This is a genomic window from Sphingomonas endophytica (assembly GCF_001476895.1).
Classification (GTDB): Bacteria; Pseudomonadota; Alphaproteobacteria; order Sphingomonadales; family Sphingomonadaceae; genus Sphingomonas; species Sphingomonas endophytica_A.
Genome location: NZ_LDTB01000060.1, coordinates 1 through 20,965 on the forward strand (window position 1 = coordinate 1; position 20,965 = coordinate 20,965).

Here is a 20,965-nt window from a genome sequence, read left to right on the forward strand (position 1 = left end):
TTTGTTCGGCGCGTGGAGCGTGGTAACGTCATGGAAGCCCGATACCTCGCCGACACCTTCCAGTCGCCGGATCTCGCCCGGCGTCTTGCCCAGTACGACCAGCTTGTCGCGCGCCGCGCCCAGCGAGGCGGCGGCGGTGCGCGCGGTCGCCTGTGCGGCGGCCAGATCGGCCTGCGCCTGCTGATAGTCCTTCAGCGCGCCGCCGGCGGTCTCGTACATCTGCTTCTGCCGCTCGGCATTGCGCTGCGCCGTCAACAGCTGCGCCTGCGCGTTCTGATAGGCGGCGCGCTGAAGGACTATCAGCAGGCGCAGGCCGATCTGGCCGCCGCACAGGCGACCGCGCGCACCGCCGCCGCCTCGCTGGGCGCGGCGCGCGACAAGCTGGTCGTACTGGGCAAGACGCCGGGCGAGATCCGGCGACTGGAAGGTGTCGGCGAGGTATCGGGCTTCCATGACGTTACCACGCTCCACGCGCCGATCAGCGGACTGATCGCGTCGCGCGACGTGTCAGCGGGGCAATATGTGACACAGGGCGGCGACAAGCCGGTGATGACGATCACCGATCCGTCGCGCGTCTGGCTGGTCGCGCAGGTGGCGGAGAGCGATGCGGAGGCGATCCATGTCGGCGACACCGCGATCGTCACCACCCCCGCGCTGCCCGGCCGCAGCTTCCAGGCGCGGATCGATCTGGTCGGCGCCGCGCTCGACCCCGTCACCCACCGTCTGCCGGTGCGCGCGACGATCGCCAATCCGGACGGCGCGCTGAAGCCGCAGATGTTCGCCAGCTTCGCGATCCGCCGCGCCCGCAACGGCGAGGCGATCCGCGTGCCGGCCGCCGCCGTGATCCATGAGGGCGAGAGCGCGCGCGTCTGGGTCGTGCGGCCCGGCGGGCTGCTGGTGTCGCGCGACGTCGTCACCGGCGACGCGCAGGACGGGCAGGTCACGATCGTCAGCGGCCTCGCGCCCGGCGAGCGGATCGTCACCGCCGGCGCGCTGTTCGTGAACGAAGCGGGGCTGGGCGAGTGAACCGCATCGTCGCCTTCGCGCTGCGTCAGCGGCTCCTGATCGTCGGGGTCTTCGTCACGATGCTGGTGGCGGGCGTCATCGGGTTCATGAACCTCAATATCGAGGCCTATCCCGATCCGGTCCCGCCGATGGTGGAGGTCATCACCCAGACGCAGGGCCTGTCCGCCGAGGAGATGGAGCGCAACGTCACCATCCCGATCGAGGTGCAGATGGCGGGCATCCCGCATCTGACCGCGATCCGCGCGATCAGCCTGTTCGGCCTGTCGGACATCAAGATCCAGTTCAGCTACGATTACACCAACGAACAGGCGCGCCAGCAGGTCATCAACCGCCTGTCGCAGCTGCCGCCGCTGGCCGGTGGCGCGCAGCCGACGCTGTCCCCCACCAGCCCGGTCGGCGAAATCTATCGCTACAAGATCACTGCGCCCAAGGGCTATTCGGTGATGGACCTGAAGACGTTGCAGGACTGGGTGCTGCAACGCCGGTTCAAGCGGATTCCCGGCGTGATCGACGTCACCGGCTGGGGCGGCAAACTGCGCGCCTATGACGTGGTGATCGACAACGACCGGCTCGCCGCGCACGACGTCACCGTCAGCCAGGTGCTGAATGCCATCTCCAAGAGCGACGGCAACGTCGGCGGGCAGACGATCAACTTCGGCAGCCAGGCCGCGATCGTGCGCGGCGTCGGGCTGATCCAGTCGCCGTCGGGGATCGAGAGCGTGCTGGTCGGCACCGCCGGCGGGCAGCCGGTGCTGGTGAAGGACGTCGCGAAGGTCACGATCGGCAACGAACCGCGCCTGGGCATCGCCGGCTACAACGATCAGGACGACATCGTGCAGGGCATCGTGCTCATGCAGCGCGGCGCGCAGTCGATGCCGACCATCGAGCGCGTGCAGAAGGAAGTGGCCGACATCAACGCCTCCGGCGTGCTGCCGCCGGGCGTGCAGTTGCAGCGCATCTACGACCGTTCGGACCTGATCCGGCTGACCATTCATACCGTGCTGGAAAACATGGTCGTCGGCATCATCCTGATCTTCGCGCTGCAATGGCTGTTCCTGGGCAATCTGCGCAGCGCGATCATCGTCGCGGCGACGATCCCGTTCGCGCTCGCCTTCGCGATCCTGATCCTGGTGTTGCAGGGCGAAAGCGCGAACCTGTTGTCGGTCGGCGCGCTCGACTTCGGCCTGGTCGTCGATGCCAGCGTCATCATGGTCGAGAACATCTTCCGCCACATGGTCGAACGATCGGCGCATGTCGAAAGCGGCAAGGGCCATTACACGGTCGCCAACCGCTTCTCGGCGGTGCTGGGCGCATCGAGCGAGGTCAGCCGCGGCATCTTCTTCGCGGCCGCGATCATCATCGCCAGCTTCCTGCCGCTGTTCACGCTGACCGGGGTCGAGGGCCACATCTTCGGCCCGATGGCCAAGACCTATGCCTATGCGATCACCGGCGGGCTGATCGCGACCTTCACGGTCGCGCCGGTGCTGGCGACGCTGCTGCTGCCGGACAAATTATCCGAGGTAGAGACGTGGGTCGTCGGCAAGCTGCGCCGCGCCTATGAGCCGGCCGCCGCCTTCGCGCTCAACAATCGCGTGCTGGCGATCGGCGGCGCGGCGCTGATGCTGCTGATGGCGGTCGTGGGCGTCCGCTCGCTGGGCGTGGAGTTCCTGCCGCACCTCGAAGAAGGCAATATGTATATCCGCGCCACCTTGCCGGCGTCGATCAGCCTGGAGGCGGGGCAACCAACGGTAAACGGCATCCGCCGCATCATCGCGGAGTATCCGGAGGCGACAGCCGTCCTCTCCGCGCACGGCCGTCCCGACGACGGCACCGACGCGACCGGCTTCTTCAACGCCGAGTTCTTCGTGCCGCTCAAGCCCTTCGACGAATGGCCATCGGGCATGACGAAGGAGAAGCTGATCGACGAACTGTCGAAGCGGCTGATCGCCAAATATCCCGGCGTCGATTTCTCCTTCTCTCAGATCATCGAGGATAACGTCGAGGAAGCGGCATCGGGTGTGAAGGGCGCGAACTCGATCAAGCTGTTCGGTCCCGACCTGCCGACGCTCGAGAAATATGCCGACCAGATCAAGGACCAGATGAGCAAGGTGCGCGGGATCGAGGATCTGGGCGTGTTCCAGTCGCTCGGCCAGCCGACCGTGCGCGTCGACGTCGATCGCGCCAAGGCCGCTCGCTACGGCCTGACGCCCGACGACGTGAACACCACCGTCGCGGCGGCGATCGGCGGCAGTTCCAGCGCCGATCTGTACGAGGCGGGCACCGACCGCCATTTCCCGATCGTCGTTCGGCTGAAGCCGGAACAGCGCGATTCGATCGAATCGATCCGACGCATCACGATCGGCGCGCCCGCGCCGGACGGCAGCGGCGGCACGATCCAGGTGCCGCTGTCGGAGGTCGCCAACGTCCGCCTCACCTCGGGCGCGTCGTTCATCTATCGCGAGCATCAGGAACGCTACATCCCGATCAAATTCTCGGTGCGCGGGCGCGATCTGGGCGGCGCGGTGGAGGAAGCGCGCGCGCGGATCGACCGCAACGTCCATCTGCCCGCCGGCTATCACCTGGAATGGGCGGGCGAGTTGGACAACCTCAAGAACGCGATCGCGCGGCTGGAGATCGTCGTGCCGATCAGCCTGCTGCTGATGCTGCTGCTGCTCTATGCCAATTTCGGCTTGATCCGTGACAGCCTGCTGGCGTTCGCGGCGATCCCGATGGCCGTGGTCGGCGGGGTGATGGCGCTGGCGCTGACCGGCACCGCGTTCAGCATTTCGGCGGCGATCGGCTTCGTCGCGCTGTTCGGCATCGCGGTGATGGACGGCATCCTGGTCGTCACCACCTTCAACAATGCGATCGACGAAGGGATGGACCGCGCCGCCGCGCTGGCGACGACCGTGCGCCACTCGCTGCGCCCGGTGGTGATGACCTGTCTGGTGGCCGCGATCGGCCTGCTCCCCGCCGCGCTCTCACATGGCATCGGCAGTCAGGTACAGAAGCCGCTGGCGCTGGTCGTCGTCGGCGGCATGACGCTGGCGCCGGTGCTGATCCTGCTGGTGCTGCCGGTGCTGATCGGGCGCTTCTCGACGCGCGTCCGCCCCGAGGATCGCGGCGCGCACGGCCACGACGTCTCCCACCATCACGAAGGACCGGAGGTAACGGCATGACCCGCACGCTCGCGCTGCTGCTCGCCTGCACCTCGGTCGCCGCCTGTACAATGGGTCCGCGCGATCTCGACGCGCACGCCGCCCTGCCCCCGGCCGCGACGCCAGCTGCGATCACGCCCGCCAGCGGCCCGGCGCAGGCCTTCGTGCCCACCGCCGCGACCGCGAACTGGTGGACCGCCTTCGCCAGCCCGCAACTCGACGCGCTCGTCGTCGAGGCACTGGCGCGCAACAACGACATCGCCACCGCCGACGCCGCGCTGCGCCAGGCGCGCGAACAGGCGCGTGCCACGTCCGGCTCCGCGCTGCCGCAGGTCGACGCCGGCTATCAGGCGGAGCGGACGCGCGTATCGGATGCGATCTCCCCGACGATCGCCAACCAGAACCAGCAGCTCTATACGCTCCACACCGCGCAGGTGAACGTCGGCTATACCGTCGACCTGTTCGGCGGGGTGGGCTCGCGCATCCGCTCCGCCCGCGCCGCCGCCGAGGTGCAGCGCCACCGGCTCGACGCCGCGCGTACCACCGTCGTCGCCAATCTGGTGCAGGCGGTAATCCAGCGCGCGGCGCTGGCCGAACAGGTGCAGGACGCGCAACTGGCGATCGCGGTCAATCGCGACATCCTGAACGCGCTGCTGAAGCGGCAGCGGCTCGGCGATGTCGGGGCGGCGGATGTCGCGACGCAGCAGACCGCGCTCGCCACTGCCGAAGGCGCATTGCCGCCGCTGATCCGGCAGGAAGCGCATCAGCGCGTCGTGATCGCGACCTTGCTGGGCCGCGCGGCGGGCGAACCGTTGCCGCCCCTGCCGGAGCTGTCGTCGCTCACCCTGCCGACGCAATTGCCGCTCGCGCTGCCGTCCGATCTGGTCGCGCGGCGCCCCGACGTGCAGGCGGCGCGCGCCGAGCTGGAGGGCGCGGGCGCCGACGTGCAGACCGCGATCGCCGCACGGCTGCCGTCGATCCAGCTCAGCGCCAGCGCCGGCGGCTCGGCGCAGCGGTTCGGCGACATGTTCAAGAGCGGCAATCCGTTCTGGACGCTGCTGGGCGGGATCACGCAGCCGCTGTTTCACGCCGGGGCGTTGCGTCACCAGCAACGCGCGGCCGAGGCCGCGCTGGACGGGGCGAAGGCGGGCTATCGGACGGCCGTGCTCCAGGCGTTCGGCGACGTGTCCGACGCGCTGACCGGGCTGGAAACCGACGCCACGGCGCTGGATGCCGCCACCCGGGCGCGCGACGCGGCCGGACAGGCGCTGACCTTCGCGCGGCGGCAACTGGCGCTGGGCAGCGTCGGCACGCTGGCGTTGCTGAACGCCACCGCCGCCGATGCCGACGCGCGCGAGCAGTTCGTGCAGGCACGCGCCGCGCGGCTGATCGATACGGTGGCGCTGTACACCGCGGTCGGCGGCGCGATCGAACCGTCGCGGTAACCGGCAACGGGGCGCCGGTCATGTCGGCCTGATCGTCGCGCGTTGATCTATTGAGTAGCCCTAGGCCGGATCGACATTCAGCGCAGCCAGATCAAGGCGGCGGCGAGGTGGACGAAGCCGGTGAAGTGGATGATACGGCGGTCGTAGCGAGTGGCAAAGCGGCGGAAGTGCTTGAGGCGGCCGAAGCATCTCTCGACCTGGTTACGATGCCTGTAGATGCTGGTATCGTGCGGGATGGCGACCTTGCGGTTGCGCTTGGACGGGATCACCGCCTCGGCCCCCATCGCAGCGATCTGGCTACGTAAGTCATTGCCGTCATATGCTTTGTCGGCGAGCACCGCTTTGCCGTGCTGGCCTCCGAGTAGACTGGATGCCGAGGCGATGTCGCTGGCTTGCCCGGGCGTGATGCGGAACCGCAGGGGGCGGCCGAACGTGTCGGCAAGCATGTGAACCTTGGTCGTCAGTCCACCTCGGGAACGCCCCAGCGCCTGATCCTTGCCCCTCCTTTTCCGGTTGCCGCCTGCTGGTGGGTGCGAACGATGGTGCTGCCGATCATCAGATACTGGTTATCCCGGTCGGCGGTCAGCGCCTCGAACACGCGCTCCCAGACGCCAGCATGGCACCAGCGACTGAAGCGCCGGTGCACCGTCTTCCACTTGCCGTAGCGTTCCGGAAGATCGCACCAATGGGCGCCTGACCGCAGCACCCACAAACATCCGTTTACGAACAGGCGGATCGGCGCCCGTTCGACCGGGATCGGCCACCTTGCCAGGGACCAGCGATGCAATCCGCGACCATTGCGCCTCGCTCAACTCATACCGCTTGATCCCCATCACTCGCCCCGCGTCTCAACTCGGATGCCTATGAATCAGCCTTCAACAGCTTTGGGAATCCTGAATGTCGATCCGGCCTAGATTTCTGGACTGAGCTGCTGCCGGTTTCGTGGATACGACATCAAGCTACCTGCGCTTGGCGCTCGAAGTTTATGGGGCTGAGATAACCCAGGGTCGAGTGGCGTCGCGTCGGATTATAGAAGCGCTCGATGTAGTCGAACACGTCGGCCTTTGCGTGATTGCGCGTGCGGCAGGTTTTACGTCTGATCCTCCCTCGGTTTGACGGACACCGATGATAGGCTCTGCGGAGCCAGGAGGTGTTTTGATGGCAAGTACGACGAAGCGTTGGTTCACGGACGAGTTCAAGCGTGAGGCGGTGGCGCTGTGGGAGACGAGCGGCCGGATGCAGACCGAGGTGGCAGCCGAGTTGGGGATCATGTCGACGATGCTGCGTCGTTGGCAGCGCAAGTTGCAGGAGGGCGGTTCCCCGCCGGCAAGCCCGGCGGCGAAGCCGTCAGTATCGACGATGGCGTCGCCGGCGGATCAGGCGTCGGAGATCGCGCGGTTGCGCCGCGAGTTGGACCGGGCGCGGATGAAACGCGACATCCTAAAAAAAGCCGTCGGCATCTTTGCGGAGATGCCGCGGTGAAGTTCACCTTTATCGAGCAGCATGCGTCCACCTGGCCGGTGAACGTCATGTGCCGCATGCTCGGCGTGTCGCGTAGCGGCTATTACGGCTGGCGCGACCGTCCGCCAAGCGCACGAACGACCGCCAACCTGGCGTTGCTGAATGACGTGCGCAGGATCCAACAGCGGCACCAGGGCCGCTACGGGTCACCCAGGATGCATGCCGCGCTGCGAGCGGAAGGCCACTGGTGCAGCCGTGGCCGCGTCGAGCGCCTCATGCGCCGGCATCGCATCCGCGCGCTGGCCGGGCGCCGGTTCCGGCCGTGCACCACCGACAGCCGCCACTACCTGCCGATCGCCCCGAACCTGCTGGCGCAGCGCTTCACGGCATCTGCGCCGAACCGGGTCTGGCTCGCGGATATCACCTACATCGCCACCGGGGAGGGCTGGCTGTATCTCGCGGCCGTCCTCGACCTGGCGACCCGCAAGATCGTCGGTTGGGCGATGCGCGACCATATGCGAACCGAGCTGCCGCTCGCCGCGCTGATGATGGCAGCCCAGCGGCAACGACCAGCGCCCGGCCTCATCTGCCATTCGGATCGCGGATCGCAATACGCGGCCGGTGCATATGGCGATTACCTGGCGGTGATCTTGTTCCGGCGAGCCGCTGTAATGGGTGCGCGGATCGACGGCCATGGCACCATGCCAGTCCCCCAACGCCAGATAGTCGAGACCGGCACGGCGCGCCCGATCCGGCGCGATCACGTCATCGCTCACCGCCTCTTCGGAAAAGTTCTGGATGGCACCATGCGCCAGCCCTATGCGGATCGCGCCGTCCGGGGTGGAAGCACCGTCCATCCACTCACTCAGATCGCGTCCCGGTCGCCGCGTCGTGCACGGTGCAGGCAGAAGGAACGCGCCCTCCGAAAGCGTGATCGGGTGCGGTGTGGTGGCAAGAAGGACATTAGATGGTGCCTCGCGCACCAGCTGCGCCCAAAGCTCGGTGGCCTGCAACGAATCATGATTGCCGGGCAGGATCACCCACCGGATCGGCGCATGATGCGCCATCTCGGTCAGCGCCTGCCGCCGCACATCGGCCGCCGGAGTTTCCGTGTCGAACGTGTCCCCCGCCAACAAGATCGTGTCGACGCCATGATCCCGGGCATGGCGGAGTGCCGGTTTCTTTTATCTTGCCCTCCGCTCCTCCGTCCCTTTCTGCCCTTCCCACCCAATATGCCGACAGACAAAAATCCGCCTGGCTGCACATCGGAACGAACGCCACCGCGCGCGGAAGCTCCGCCATCATCGCGTGCTCCCGATGCTCGCACGGGCGATGAAGATGCCGCCTCTCTGCGCGTCTTCATCGACGGGCGGGCGAACCGGGGCGGTTGTGCGGCTGTCATCGGATTGCGCTCCGAATGACGACACGACGGCAGGCCGGGCGTCGGTCGAGCGCGCGACGAAGATCGCCGCCTCGCGCCAGTCTGGCGGCGGTGCGGGGTTTTCGACCGTCGTTTCAGGCACCAGCGCACCGCCGAGAACGGGCGCGAGCGTGGCGACATAGGCGCGTGTCTCGGCGGGCAAGGCACGGCCGGTCGCGCGATGCTGGTCATATCGGCCGGGACCGGCGTTATAGGCGGCGAGCATCGCGGTGACGTTGCCGTAGCGGTCCCACAATTCGCGCAGATAGGCCGCGCCCGCCATGATGTTATCGCGCGCGTCATGAGGATCGCGGCCGAGCCGATACCGGACGCGCAACGCTACCCAGGTATCGGGCATGACTTGCATCAGCCCCATCGCACCCGCTGGCGAAATCGCGCGCGCGTCGCCCGCACTCTCGGCGCGCAGCACGGCGCGAATCCAGCGCTCGGGTATGCCGAACCGCTGCGCCGCCTCGGCGATGTGGAGGGCATAGGGATCGATAGCGGTCTGGCGAACGATCGGCGCGGGTTGCGCCATCGCCACCTCCGGCCACGCGCAGATTGTGAGCGCACCGAGACCTACAAGAAGGGCATCTCGCCATGCCGGCCTCTCAGACGAATTGAGCATGAATAGCCTCCTTGATTCGGGGAAGTCAGCGCGTCGCCGCGCGCCATGCGAAGTGGCCGTCGCCGTCCTCGTCGGTCCAAAACGGGAGCGCCCGACCGATGACGGTGCTGGCGGGAACGGGGCCGAAGTAGCGGCCGTCCAGGCTGTCGCGCACGCGACCGTTCATCAGGAAGAGTTCGCCGCGCGCGATGATGCGACAACCCCGCCAGACGGGCAGCGCGCGGCCGAACCGATCGCGCTCCAGTGCCTCGCCCGTCTCCACACCATCGACCGTGATGACGACGCGATTTCGGCAGACCCGCTGCCCCGGCAGGCCCGCGACACGCTTCAACAGCGGCACGCCGCGACCGATATAGCCACGCTCCACCATGAAGCTCGCCAGTGGCTCGGGCGGCATGACCGCGACCAGCTCAGACACCGTGAGTTGGTCCGCCGGCTCAATGGCATAGAGACCGATCGGCGCGCTCGCCGTGACGTTCCAGACGAATTTCGTCGGCGTCGGGATGATGGCGGCGACCGCCACACCGAGCACGGCGAAATACGTCGCCATGACATAGCCGAACCGGGTCATGGGTCGATCCTCCGGCGGCCGATCCATGCGGCATGGCGCTCGGGCGTGTAGGCGTTCGGCTCCTGATTGGCGGTCAGCCGGTTATGGACGTGTCGCCAGTGATCGGGCGAAGTATCGGCCGGATCGACGCCGAGCGCGTCCACCGCGTCGATCGCCGCCAGCACGCGCTGAACCTTCTGCCAGCCACTCAGCCGCAGCAGGATGTCGCCGCCCGGACGCACGAAGGGCACGGTCTGGAATGCCTCGCCGCGACGGACGGCGCGCACGATGTCGATGCGCGAGACGACCGTGCCATGATCGCCCGCCGCCCAGCGAACGAATGCGAAGACGCTATCGGGCGCGAAGCCGACGACGCTGCGGCGACGGTCGATGATCCGTTCGTAGCTCTTGCGACCGAACCTGATCCAGTGCTCGACCTTCTGCTTCTGGAAGGTCAGCTCGACCAATGTGGTGAAGGGCGCTGGTCCGTCCGATTGCAGGCGACCATGCGTGTGGCGGGATGCCTTGCCGCTCATCGCCGTCCTCCATCGCCGTCCTCCATCGCTGTCGGACGGGTCGGGCGTCAGCATGTCGCGAAGCACGTCGGCGACCGACCTTGCGGCACCGGCACCACACTTCGCCTGCGCGCGCGTCAAAGAAGAAAAGTTAGATTCTCTGTTAGACTCTAAGTTAGCAGCCGGATTCCGCTTTTCGGGCCAGAGGCTTAACTGCGATCCGTGCGCCCGATGTGCCGATAGTGCTGCGCCTGATGTAGCGATACCCTTTGCGCCTGATGTGCCGATGGTTTTCACACCCTTATCAACAGGCACTGTGGATGGGATTTCGGGCCGGATTTGCAGCAGCTCGCGCCGCCCTTCGCGGCGAATGTCGAGGCGATAGCCGAGCAGCGATTGCCGGGCGGCGATGCGGCGCAGGTCGAGCGCGAAATCGGAAATCCGCGCGAGGCTGCCGGACTTCTGGTGAAGATGCGCGATCTCGAACAGCCAGCCGTGCGGCTGGTGTCCGGCGTGCTTGCGGGCGACGCGGTAGAGCCAGCGTTCGATGCCGCCGGTCAGCCGGAAATAGGCCGGGTCGATGGTGAGGACGAGCGAACGATCGACGACGCCGGAGTAGAACCATTCGGGCAGGACGAACTCCATGCCCTCGACGCGACCGTCGCGCGTCGTCATCTCCTCCCATTCGTTGATCCAGGAGAATTGCCGTCGCCGCCAATGCTCGCCGTGGCGGATCGTCGTGCGGATGGAGGTCGATTGCAGGCGGGCGAGCGCGGCCTTCAGCAGCAGATATTGGCGATTTCCGGTCGGCCGACCGATGGCGCGTAGCAGATGGTAGGGGGTGAAACGGAAGAAACGCGAGGTGTTCAGGCCCGCGTTCCTGGCCGCCACGATCTGCGAGGCAGCCCATATCAGCACGTCGGCATCCCAGATGGTCGCCATGCCGTGTTCGGGCATGGCGAAGACCTGCACCTCGATGTCGGCCGCCTTGTAGAGAATGGGCGTGGTGCGCGGCGTCTTCGCCAGGGAGAAGAAGGGCCGCTCCATCAGGTCACGTTGATCGCGCGGCGGCGCGTCGCCGGTCGCGACCACGAAGGGAGCGAGGCGACTGCGCTCGCTGGCGTCTCCGCCCTGCGCGGCGGGTTCATGATCCTCATCGCGCAGCATCAGCACTCGCCCCGCTCTTGCGGCGTCAGCGGACGGGCGGGAAAGACCCTGCCGGCTGTCGTGTCGCGGGTGGATTTGCGCGAACCGATCTCGGTCCAGGCTTCGAGGTCGTGGACGGTGTACAGGACGCGCCCGCCGACCTTGCGATAGGTCGGGCCGGTGCCGTAGGTGCGATGCTTCTCAAGCGTGCGGATGGAAATGCCGAGGAAGCGGGCGGCTTCCTGAGTGCGCAACATGCGCGGCGGCAAATCCGCGTTGGGGCGGACGGCCATGGATCACCTCTGGTTCGTGGTTGGTGCCGCTGCCGTCTGGCGAGCGGGCTGTGGCGAACCATGGCGAGGGATCGGCGGCCGGTAGCGTGCCGCATTTGCGGCCGTACGCTGACGGCACCCCAAGAGGGCCGCCGGAAGCAAAAATGTCGAGGCGATTCAGTGACCCGCCATTTCCGGCTCGGATTGGGCGGAGACATTTCGGCGCGATTCGGGTAAGGCTGGACGCGGAGCAGAGACGCGCTGCTCCGGGGCGTCGAAACCCCTGGTTAGCGGTTGGTGCCGGCCGTGACGGCACCGAACTCCTTGACCTTATGGTCGGGGAGCCTGTGGCGTATGCAACAGGTTCTCCGAACTAAAGGCCACAGGGCCGTCTAACCACGGTTTCGAACTCCCCGATCACCAAGGGTCAGAGAGTGTCGTTTGCGGGGGCGCACCGCAGACCAACCTCTCCGAAGGCGGAGGGAACGGCCGTGAAAACCCCTGTCGAACTCGATCCCGATGTGGATGACGAAGCGCCGACCGGCGATGCGATCACGCCCTATGACGAGCGGCATTTCGTGACCTACATGCGGCTGCTGGATGCCGAAGCCGAGCACGCGGACTGGCAGGAAGTCGCGCCGATCGTGCTGCATCGTGATCCGATCGCCGATGCGCTGCGCACTCGCCGTTGCTGGCAAAGTCATCTCGAACGCGCGCAATGGCTGTCGCGCGAAGGCTATCGGCAGATATTGAAACAGGCAGCCGACAAACCCTGACGGTTTGGCGTCACGGCCGCGTTGTCGGCTTGATGGGATAGTGCAGTAACAGGCGATAGCCGCCGCGCATCATCTTGATGCCGTGCGCGACGAGGCGGCGCACCTTGTTCTTGCTCGGATCGACCTCCCAATCCTCCTTGCTGCCCTGGAAGCCGAGCAGCACTTCGGCAATGGCGCGATAGCTCTCCCCGCGTAACCGGGCGTCCAGCGCGCGCAGCGACAGGATATGCCATTGCCGCAGTTGGGCGGGCAGCGCCCGAAAGTCCGCACCTGGCGGACGCCCCGTGAGCGCGCGCCAGAGACGGCGCGCGGCGTGGGCGCGAAGCTCCAGCCAGGAATCCATCGGCAGAGTCGCGGCATAGAAGGCGGCTGCGTCCGGCACGGCTGCGCGCAGCCAGAACTGGTGCATGACCCCATCGGCCTGCCAGATGCCATGCCAGCCATCTTCGGCCTGCCTCAGTCGAAGGCCATCGAGATGCGCGAGAACGATCATCGGTTCCGTCTCGCCGCTACGATGCTCGGCAGGCGACAGCATGACCGCTTGCGGCTGCAAGCCCGGCGACCAGATCGGCGGTTCGAGGTCAGGCGCTTTGTCGGGATCGCTTGGGAAATCGCAACCCCCAGCGCCGAACGAAGCGTTCGAGTCGGTCGGCCCCGCCGTATTCGTCCGCGCTGGCGGACAGGAAGTCCTCCCGATATTCGTGATTTCGACGAAGATATTCCCAAGCAAAACCGGCGGCGGAAATGGTTTTCGTGTGTGCGTAAGCCGCCGGCGAGCGCCAGTCGATACTCAGCATGGCGTCACCTCCCCAATTCCGGGCAGCGCAGAACGAAGCCCGGATAGAGATGGTCATGGAGAAAGAGGGATCGGTGTAGCCGCACTATCCAGATAACTGGAGCGTGCAACACGATCGCAATTATAGTTAATTTATATCCGTTTCGGTTGTTCTATCTCAATATTGGGAAAGCCAGCAAGCGGCCGTCATTCCGCAAGGTCGACCGCTTCCTGCCGCACGTCTCCATGCAACAGCGGGCCGCCGCATTCCGTCGCTTTGCCGGCGGAAGCTGGCAAAGCGACGGAAGCCTTTCAGCGGCGGGAAAAGACATGCACTTCGTCATGTGCGGTTTCCACCGTGAACAGGTCGCCGCCCAACTCGGCATCGCGCGCCATCGCCTGCCAGTCGATATAATAGCGCAGGGCGTCGGGGATCGTGACCGTCTCGGCGGTCAGCTCTTCCATGCAATCGGCAAGGCTTGTGAACTGACCATGGTAGCAGTCCCGCATGGCGGTCTCGGCCTGGTCGATGTCCCCGACGAACTCGTTCAGCAAACCCGCGCCCAACGCGCCATGCTCGGCGATGAATGCGGCGATCCGCGCCACGTTCTCGATACCGGCATATTCCTCGATGGCGACGCCCTCGAATCCCTCGTAATCGTGGATGGCATATTCCTCCACACCCTCGACCGGCGATCGGGAGAGCATGGCGGCGATTTCGCTCCTGATCTCGTCGGCGTCCTGGTCCGCGTCGATCCAGGCACCGTGCAGATAACCGTTATTGTACGCGGCAAGGCAGGCGACGTAGATGCGGGGATTGCTTTCGACTGCGTCGGTCATCTCTCTAGTCCTCGGAGCTTGGGGTTCAGAGCAGCGAAGCGCCGCTCCTGAACCCCTGCCCGTCGGCGAGACCGGGGGGTGCAAGGTGCAAGGGCGGGCGGGACGGAGGGGGATCACCCGGCCTGCACGGAACGGAGGAACGACGTGGAGGAAGGCCGGGGATACCGTCCCGACCGAGCGTCAGCGATCCCTTGCGCCGCGCCGGGGGGCAGCGCCCCCAAGCAATCGGCCTGGCGTGAGCGAAAGCGGGAGCCGGGCATAAAGCGGGATCACGGTAAAAAGCCCGCGATGCTGAAGCTCATGATCCCTGACGGCTGTATCCTGTCGGGACGTTGCGGCGCGCCACCGCAGAACGGGTCGAACGAGATTTTAGCTCGACCGCAAAGGAAGATTTCCCCTCAATCATAAGAATTAAGTGCAACGAAGGATTTTCTTCAGACGAATCTCAACGTAGGATTATCGAAACAACACCTGAGGGTGGGATGGCATCGCAGGACTACGAAACCGAGAAAGTTGCCTTTCGCGAATTCTACGATGCCTCCTGGGACACGATGGAAGCGGCCCGGATCGCCTTCATCACCATGATCGGTTCCCTTCTCGCTACGGATGCGGCGATTGCGGGCGCCAAGGTCGAAGGACGGATTAAGGACCGCGAGGAATGCCTGAGTAAGTTTCGGCTGAAGTATCAGACGGCGCTGGAAAGCACGAAAACGGCTTATGCCATTCGCGACCACATATCCGATCTGATCGGGTTGCGCATTGTCTGCTTCTATGAGGACGACGTGGAGCGGGTGAAGGATCTCATATCGGCCGAGTTCGACGTTTTGGGTGTCACCGACAAGACCGCGCAGATGGAAGAAACGGCGGATGCGTTCGGGTACAAAGGGCTGCATCTCGATCTACGCCTGAGTGAAAATCGAAAGGCATTGAAGGAATATGCCGCCTATGCGGACTATCCGTTCGAACTTCAGATTCGGACAGTCGTTCAGGATTCCTGGAGTGTTCTCGACCATAAGATCAAATATAAGAAGTCCATCCCCAATGCTTTGAAGAGGCGCATTAACACGCTAGCTGCCCTGTTCGAACTGGCTGATCGCGAGTTCCGTGCCATTCGCGACGGAACGGCCGAAGAGATCGCGCGAACGGATGCCTATGCTGAGATCGAGGAAGAGTCGGCGGTCGTCCCTGCCGAACCGGAAGCCGCCGTTGACGCCGCGCCTCGTCGGTATGCCCCGCTCAACGCTTTTAGCCTGTTGCGGATCGCGAAGCATTTTTTTCCTGGGCAGGAGTTCGAGCCGCACAAGGTGGATGGCTTCACCCAGCAGATCATCGACCTCAAGCCCGACATCAGCCGTGGCAAGTTCAATTTCTACCTGAGGGAGAAGATCGGCCAAGTCCGGCGCTACAAGGCCGACTTCGAGGCGCGTCCCGAGGGTACTCCGCTCAATCCCTTCACCGTCATGCGGCACTGCCTCTATACTGGCGATCCCGACGTGTTTGCATCACTTCTGACCGACAGGGCACGCGAAAGCTTCGATACCTGGCGCGCCGAACACGAACCCGCCGGCGAGGTCGCCTGACATCAGGGGTGACAGTTGAGGGTGCGCGAGCACCACGTCGTTCGCCAAAATGTTAATGTCTTCCTTTGTTTAAAAGCTTTCACATTGGCTTACTGCTTATTTAAGCCAATTGCGAATTATTTGAATAGCGCGATTGCGACCTTGGCCGATTGCTGACGGGCGGTCGCAGAGAATTAGGCAGAGAAACCCGCTGGTATGGAAAAGGGCGTGGCATTGTAGAGGCGGCAATGGCCCCCTCATTCACGAACCATCACTTGACGAGGTAAGGTTTATTCCTTACTCTTCCAAAGATCAAGTTGGGAGCCGACCATGGCCGCATTGTTGAAAGAAGAAAGTACCATCACGGCGAAGGGCCAGACCACGGTTCCCAAGGCCGTCCGGCAAGCCTTGGGCGTGGACTATGGCGGACGCATCGCGTTCGTTGTTGATGACGCGCGTCGCGTCTATGTCGAGAAGGCGACGGAAGAGGTGAGCGATCCGGTGGTCGATCGCTTCCTGACATTCCTCGCGCACGACATGATCAAGCACCCCGGCACTTCTGTCGTCTCGCTACCCGCTACGTTGCGGGATCGCATGGCGGCGCTGGTCGGCGATATCGACGTTGACCTCGATGCCGAGATCGACGGGGTCGTCGCACTCTAGTTATGCTCACGATCAATGGGTGGACCATCCTTGCGCATCCCCTTTTTCTCGATCAGTTGGAAAAGCTGATCGAGACAGTCGAGGCGTTGAAAGCAAAGAAGCCCGAGGATTATCGGAAAAACGCGAACACCAAGCTGCTGGCCGCGTTGAACAAGCTCGTTTTCGAGGCCGTTCCGGCTGACCCGACAACAACCGCGTATCGGCAAGGGTCGACTCTCGGCGATGATTACAAGCACTGGTTCCGCGCGAAGTTCGGGAACGGGCGTTTTCGCTTGTTCTTCCGCTACGAATCGAACGCGAAAGTCATCATTTTTGCCTGGGTCAATGATGAGACGACGCTGCGGACCTATGGTGCGAAGACCGATGCCTACAAGGTCTTCAAAGGAATGCTGGACGACGGCAATCCACCCGACGATTGGGCTGCGCTGCACAAGGCGGCTTCCCAGGCCGAAGCGGTCGAGCGTTTCGATACCGTTTCACCCATTAAGCCATAGGCGGCGACATGAATGGTCCGAACAGCGAGATGAAACCAGATGTCCTAGACGCACGCCAACTGGTGCGTATCGAAGCGGTGCATCGTGGATTCCTGTATCAGCACCTCTATCTGGCCAATTGCTTGTTGCGCGCAGCGGCGGCGGGCATCGATAAAATCGTCGTTGAAGGTGACGAGGACGTCGAACTTCATGGGGCGATCGACCACCTCTATGTGCAGGTCAAGACGCGCCAAGGGTCGCTGGCGGTGGGCGACATCACCGGTGCGCTTGAGCGTTTCACTGTCATCCGAGCAGAACATGCCAGCGGTGCGCGGACCGGGACGGCCCGCTTCGTCATTGCGTCGAATGCGGCCCCGGCACCGAAACTGGCAGAGATGCTCGCTGCGACGAACTGGCCCGAGGACGTGCAGCTTCACTGGCCAGGCGGGCCTATAGTCACAGCGTCGGCGCTGCCTCAGCCGCCCATCGACGTGAGTGCTGCTGTCTCGGCCTGCAACATGCTGGCGGGCGCTCTGCCCTTTGCGATGTTGCGGCCCGACACGCTGACCTGGAAACTCGCGGGCGTGGCGATGCTTGCGGCATCGGGCACGCCGCCCCGCAGCGATCACGCTTTCCATCGTGCCGAGCTGCCCGCGCTGTTCGAGCAGTTGGTGGTGCAGATGCAGGATTTCCCGGCGCCTCCGGCTGTTTACCGAGCGCAGATCGGTGAACCGCCTTTGGCGACCGGACAACGGGTCCGGCTGCTTTCAGGTCTGTCCGGCGCGGGGAAGACGGCCTGGATCGCAGAGGCGGCGACGCATCTGGCAACTCCGGCCGTGTACCTCGATGTCGGCGAAATGCCTGGGCCGGCATTGGCGTCAGCGGTCGCACGAGAGGTGGCGGCGAAGATGTTCGGCCGAAGCCACGGCGCTTTGGGCGAGATCCTCCTGCCCGGTGCATCCGGCATCGAGACGCTTGGTGCGCTGAACGTGAAGCTCGGTCAGGATAGACTTTCCGTCCATGTCGTGATCGACAACGCCCATCGCCTCGCGCCGATCGATCTGAAACCGATTATCGATCAGGCCCAGAACATTCGTTTTCTTCTGCTGTGTCAGCCGGGCGCTGCGTCCGGGGAGATAGCGGCTCTGCTTGGCGTCGATCAGGAAACCCTGGGCGGCTGGGATGAGGATACGATCGCTGCCGCCATCGTCGAGGCCGGCTGCGTAGCCGACTTTGCGGATTGCGAACGCCTGTCGCGCCTTACCGGCGGACTGCCATATTATGTGTTGAATGCGGCGACTGTCGCCAAACGCGAATATGAAGGCTCGATCGCCGCCGTCTGCGTGGAGGTCGAAACACAGACCAATCTTGTAGCAACGGCCCAAGAAATCATCCTTAGACGCGCGTTCGACACGATGCCCGACCGGATCAGGGAGGTGGTCGCGGCCCTGAGTCTGGCGGATGTTCCCCTCTCACGAGACGAGGCCAGCGCGTATCTTCAGAAAGCGTGCAAGCTCACACGTCAGAACGCCGTCAGCGCCTTGCGCCAACTCCCGGACAGCGGCGCGGTCGAGCTTTTCAGCAATGCAGGCATCAAGGTTCACGATGCGATGCGACTGCTCGGCCGTGCGCATATCGCAGAGGGCGGTGAAGACCATGAGCGCGACATCAGGAAGCTCCTGTCAGATACGATCATCGAATCGATCCAGAAGAACTGGAGCATCGCGAAAGTCGCCCTGCTGGTCAGGTTGTTCGGCCAGCTCGGCCAAGCCAAGATTCTGGTCGAGTTCGCGACCGATGAGCTGTTTCATGAAATGGGCGTCTGGCGGGAAATCGAGCCGTTCCTGATCGCTATAGCGGCCGACGAAAACGAGGATGCGGAAACGCGCCTTTGGGCACTCGACGGCCTAGTTTTCAACGATCTTCGCGAAGGCGACATCGAAGGTGGACTGGCCCGCATCGATGCGATGCGGGCCTTACTCGACGACCACGATCTTGGGCCGGACGAATGGCTGGCCTGGGCGATGAAACGTATGCTGGCCGTGTCCGGCAATGACGATGCCCAGGGGGTCATGGACATGCTCGCCGAGGTCGAAGAACGGCTGCCGGAAAGCGACCAGCATCATCGTATCTTCCGCTACAATCGGGCGCTGGCGATGTTCAAGCTCGGCGCATACGACCTCACGCTTCAGGAAACCGAGCCGCTTGGCGAAGAATATTATGGCCTTCTCGGCCTAACACCCGATCAGGTCTTCGCCAGAAATCCGTCTGCCATTCGGCCCCTTTTGCCGAAAGGCCGAGAAAACAGGGATGACCTGAAGCATCTGGCCGACACGCTGGATCTCCATGCGCAGACGCTGAAGAAGGTCGGCAGGTCATCGCCGCTGGCCCGAATCCACGCGATGAAGTTCTACGAGCTTGCCCATGCGCCGCAATCGGTGATCCGGGTGGGGCAGGACCTCGTGGACGACTATTGTGAGCACCGCGACTTCGCGGGTGCGCGAGACGTGATCGAAAAGACCCTTCTACCTACCGTTCAGGCGCTGAACCTCGTTTCATGGGTAGTGCCTGTCCGCAGCCAGTATGCGGTCATACTCGCATATTCGGGCCGCTTCGATGCCGCCGACACCGAAATGCGGCGGCTCGCCCCCTATGAGGCGGGCCTGTCTCCTGCCGGCAAGGGCGAGTTGCAGGATCAACGCCGCTTGGTATCGCATTTGCGCCGGTTCGGGCCGCCGCCGCAGAGAGAAGTGGTTATCCCTCCGGCGATGCAGGCGCTGCTCGCTGCGCGGAACGGCCCGGCGCCGACGCCCCAACAGCGTCGAACCAAGGTCGGACGCAACGAGCAATGCCCGTGTGATTCAGGCCGGAAATACAAGCATTGTCACGGTCGATGATCGATCGTCGTGCCGGGCCGGTCCCGTGTGTTCACGCCGACCGCTACTTTCTGGACGAAAGCGGTCACGGCGGCGATCTGGCGTCAGCGAAGACGCTCGATTTCGCCGGCCAGCCGTTCTTCGCGCTGGCCTGCGTCGGTGCTGCAGATGACACGGCGCTGACAACTGAACTGGACCGCCTGCGCACCCAATACGCCTGCGGCGATGGCGAACTCAAATCCAGCAAGCTGGGGAAGAAGCTGGGGCCGGTATCGCACGACCTCGTCGCCTTCCTGGCCGAGCGGCGGTGGCCATTCTTCGTAGAGTTGGTCGACAAACGGTTCTTCGTCGCAATCCATATCGTCAATCATGTGCTCTGCGGCCCCTACGGGCTCGACAATGTCGATATGGCAAGCCGGAACGTGATGGCGGAGTTTCTTTCGGACGGGGATTCCGATGCGGTGCTGCTGGCCTACATTACCGCCTGCGAAGCGCCTTCGGTGTCGGCGGTAGCGACAGTCATCGACCTGCTATGGGACTGGCTGGAGCAATCCGACGATGAGATCGCGCGGACCACCCAAGTTTTGACCATGTTTGCTCGCGATCGTGTGCGGGAAGCTTCGGCCAAGACTGAGGATTTTCTGCCAATCGCCGACGAGACCGAGGCCGGTAAGAAGGTGTGGATGTTGCCCAACCTTCAATGCCTCACCAACATCTACGCCCGCATCAACCTGTCTCGTCCAACCGGCCTCGACAGCGCCAAGCTCATTCACGACGAACAGATGCAGTATGCGAAGGTGCTCGTGGATGCAAAGGCGCTCATGGAGAAGTTGTCCAATGACGCCGCGCTGCCTATCGTGCCCTTCGCGGATTACCAACTATGCGGGCGTGCCGATCTGTTCTTCACGACCGAGATAAAAGAACCCTGCTTACAGGCGGCAGATATTCTTGCTGGCTGCGCGATGCGTTTCGCAAGGGATAGCCAAGCACGAAAAGGACTTCGCTCCGCATTCGATCAGATGATCGATGCCGCCAATCCTTACCAGGCGACCGGCGTCAATCTCGTGATGACCACCCGCCTGCTCAAACTGCTGGGCGTTCCACACGCCCCAACGGGCTTTGCAGACGAGCTTTTCCAGTGGGCTTAGCATTGAACCAAAAAATGCGGCGTCAGAGTGCTATAGTCCAGATATAATGCTCACCAGCGTCGGAGCACGGCCCGCCCACCCCGCCGATGCTGCGCCATGGCGCGATATGCTTCGCTAGGCCTACGCAATCGCCGTCAATTACCGCACGGACTTGCCACGCGGGCTGAGGCTTCTGGCCAGCAACCTAATCGCATGGCGCGCTCGCAAAAGACCTTGACGTGACCCCCGTTTCTT

15 protein-coding genes and 6 pseudogenes are annotated in these 20,965 nt (G+C 64.2%); 10 read left to right on the plus strand and 11 right to left on the minus strand.

Annotated elements, in window-relative coordinates; all coding sequences use genetic code 11:
• Positions 1 to 279: 279 nt before the first annotated feature.
• From NS334_RS13570 to NS334_RS13580, 3 genes and pseudogenes are all read left to right on the plus strand, one after another.
• Positions 280 to 1,026 (plus strand): annotated as a pseudogene (locus tag NS334_RS13570) (efflux RND transporter periplasmic adaptor subunit); the annotation flags it as partial.
• Entirely contained in the window at positions 1,023 to 4,205 is a 3,183-nt protein-coding gene (locus NS334_RS13575) for an efflux RND transporter permease subunit (protein WP_058756498.1), read from the plus strand. The pseudogene NS334_RS13570 and the gene NS334_RS13575, both read left to right, overlap by 4 nt.
• Positions 4,202 to 5,629: an efflux transporter outer membrane subunit gene (locus NS334_RS13580; RefSeq protein WP_058756499.1), complete on the plus strand. Its 1,428-nt coding sequence runs from the start codon at positions 4,202 to 4,204 to the stop codon at positions 5,627 to 5,629. The genes NS334_RS13575 and NS334_RS13580 overlap by 4 nt, the downstream gene beginning before the upstream one ends.
• A gap of 77 nt (positions 5,630 to 5,706) precedes the next feature.
• On the opposite strand, the pseudogene NS334_RS17770 reads toward NS334_RS13580, so the two are convergent.
• Positions 5,707 to 6,456: pseudogene (locus NS334_RS17770) on the minus strand (IS5 family transposase).
• Positions 6,457 to 6,583: 127 nt separating this feature from the next.
• A pseudogene (locus NS334_RS17775) lies at positions 6,584 to 6,733 on the minus strand (IS3 family transposase); the annotation flags it as partial.
• A 54-nt stretch (positions 6,734 to 6,787) separates the two neighbouring features.
• Between NS334_RS17775 and NS334_RS17780 the strand changes: the two are divergent.
• Positions 6,788 to 7,773: pseudogene (locus tag NS334_RS17780) on the plus strand (IS3 family transposase); the annotation flags it as partial.
• Between the two features lie 144 nt (positions 7,774 to 7,917).
• Here the strand turns inward: NS334_RS17780 and NS334_RS19430 are convergent.
• The 6 genes and pseudogenes from NS334_RS19430 to NS334_RS13615 form a co-directional block, all read right to left on the minus strand.
• A pseudogene (locus NS334_RS19430) lies at positions 7,918 to 8,226 on the minus strand (metallophosphoesterase family protein); the annotation flags it as partial.
• 165 nt (positions 8,227 to 8,391) lie between these two features.
• On the minus strand, positions 8,392 to 9,048 hold the full coding sequence (locus NS334_RS13600) for a lytic transglycosylase domain-containing protein (protein ID WP_241491953.1): 657 nt from the start codon (positions 9,046 to 9,048) through the stop codon (positions 8,392 to 8,394).
• A 115-nt stretch (positions 9,049 to 9,163) separates the two neighbouring features.
• Positions 9,164 to 9,709, minus strand: coding sequence for a S26 family signal peptidase (locus NS334_RS13605; protein ID WP_058756503.1), 546 nt, complete (start codon positions 9,707 to 9,709; stop codon positions 9,164 to 9,166).
• Entirely contained in the window at positions 9,706 to 10,224 is a 519-nt protein-coding gene (locus tag NS334_RS18820) for a DUF2840 domain-containing protein (protein ID WP_206542660.1), read from the minus strand. Before NS334_RS18820 ends, NS334_RS13605 begins: the two co-directional genes overlap by 4 nt.
• A 366-nt stretch (positions 10,225 to 10,590) precedes the next feature.
• Positions 10,591 to 11,370 (minus strand): annotated as a pseudogene (locus NS334_RS19145) (replication initiator protein A); the annotation flags it as partial.
• Positions 11,370 to 11,642, minus strand: a complete 273-nt coding sequence (locus NS334_RS13615; RefSeq protein WP_058756504.1) for a helix-turn-helix transcriptional regulator — start codon at positions 11,640 to 11,642, stop codon at positions 11,370 to 11,372. The pseudogene NS334_RS19145 and the gene NS334_RS13615, both read right to left, overlap by 1 nt.
• Positions 11,643 to 12,055: 413 nt before the next feature.
• Between NS334_RS13615 and NS334_RS13620 the strand changes: the two genes are divergently transcribed.
• On the plus strand, positions 12,056 to 12,397 hold the full coding sequence (locus tag NS334_RS13620; RefSeq protein WP_241491954.1) for a DNA -binding domain-containing protein: 342 nt from the start codon (positions 12,056 to 12,058) through the stop codon (positions 12,395 to 12,397).
• Between the two features lie 10 nt (positions 12,398 to 12,407).
• On the opposite strand, the gene NS334_RS13625 is transcribed toward NS334_RS13620, so the two are convergent.
• The 3 genes from NS334_RS13625 to NS334_RS13630 all read right to left on the minus strand — a co-directional run bounded on the left by NS334_RS13625 (position 12,408) and on the right by NS334_RS13630 (position 14,012).
• Entirely contained in the window at positions 12,408 to 12,932 is a 525-nt protein-coding gene (locus tag NS334_RS13625) for a DUF2285 domain-containing protein (protein ID WP_058756506.1), read from the minus strand.
• Positions 12,933 to 12,978: 46 nt separating this feature from the next.
• On the minus strand, positions 12,979 to 13,194 hold the full coding sequence (locus NS334_RS17795) for a transcriptional regulator domain-containing protein (protein ID WP_083500481.1): 216 nt from the start codon (positions 13,192 to 13,194) through the stop codon (positions 12,979 to 12,981).
• A 290-nt stretch (positions 13,195 to 13,484) separates the two neighbouring features.
• The gene (locus tag NS334_RS13630; protein ID WP_058756507.1) at positions 13,485 to 14,012 is read right to left on the minus strand and encodes an antirestriction protein ArdA; all 528 of its coding nucleotides are present in this window, start codon (positions 14,010 to 14,012) and stop codon (positions 13,485 to 13,487) included.
• A 482-nt stretch (positions 14,013 to 14,494) separates the two neighbouring features.
• On the opposite strand from NS334_RS13630, the gene NS334_RS13635 reads away from it, so the two are divergent.
• The 5 genes from NS334_RS13635 to NS334_RS13655 all read left to right on the plus strand — a co-directional run bounded on the left by NS334_RS13635 (position 14,495) and on the right by NS334_RS13655 (position 20,731).
• Positions 14,495 to 15,592, plus strand: coding sequence for a GTP pyrophosphokinase (locus NS334_RS13635; protein ID WP_058756508.1), 1,098 nt, complete (start codon positions 14,495 to 14,497; stop codon positions 15,590 to 15,592).
• Between the two features lie 309 nt (positions 15,593 to 15,901).
• Entirely contained in the window at positions 15,902 to 16,234 is a 333-nt protein-coding gene (locus NS334_RS13640; RefSeq protein ID WP_058756509.1) for a type II toxin-antitoxin system PrlF family antitoxin, read from the plus strand.
• A 2-nt stretch (positions 16,235 to 16,236) separates the two neighbouring features.
• Positions 16,237 to 16,728 (plus strand): type II toxin-antitoxin system YhaV family toxin, encoded by a 492-nt coding sequence (locus tag NS334_RS13645; protein ID WP_058756510.1) that lies wholly within the window; start codon positions 16,237 to 16,239, stop codon positions 16,726 to 16,728.
• An 8-nt stretch (positions 16,729 to 16,736) separates the two neighbouring features.
• Entirely contained in the window at positions 16,737 to 19,604 is a 2,868-nt protein-coding gene (locus tag NS334_RS18690) for a YecA family protein (protein WP_193753103.1), read from the plus strand.
• Positions 19,601 to 20,731: a DUF3800 domain-containing protein gene (locus tag NS334_RS13655; protein WP_058756511.1), complete on the plus strand. Its 1,131-nt coding sequence runs from the start codon at positions 19,601 to 19,603 to the stop codon at positions 20,729 to 20,731. Before NS334_RS18690 ends, NS334_RS13655 begins: the two co-directional genes overlap by 4 nt.
• Positions 20,732 to 20,965 lie beyond the last annotated feature (234 nt).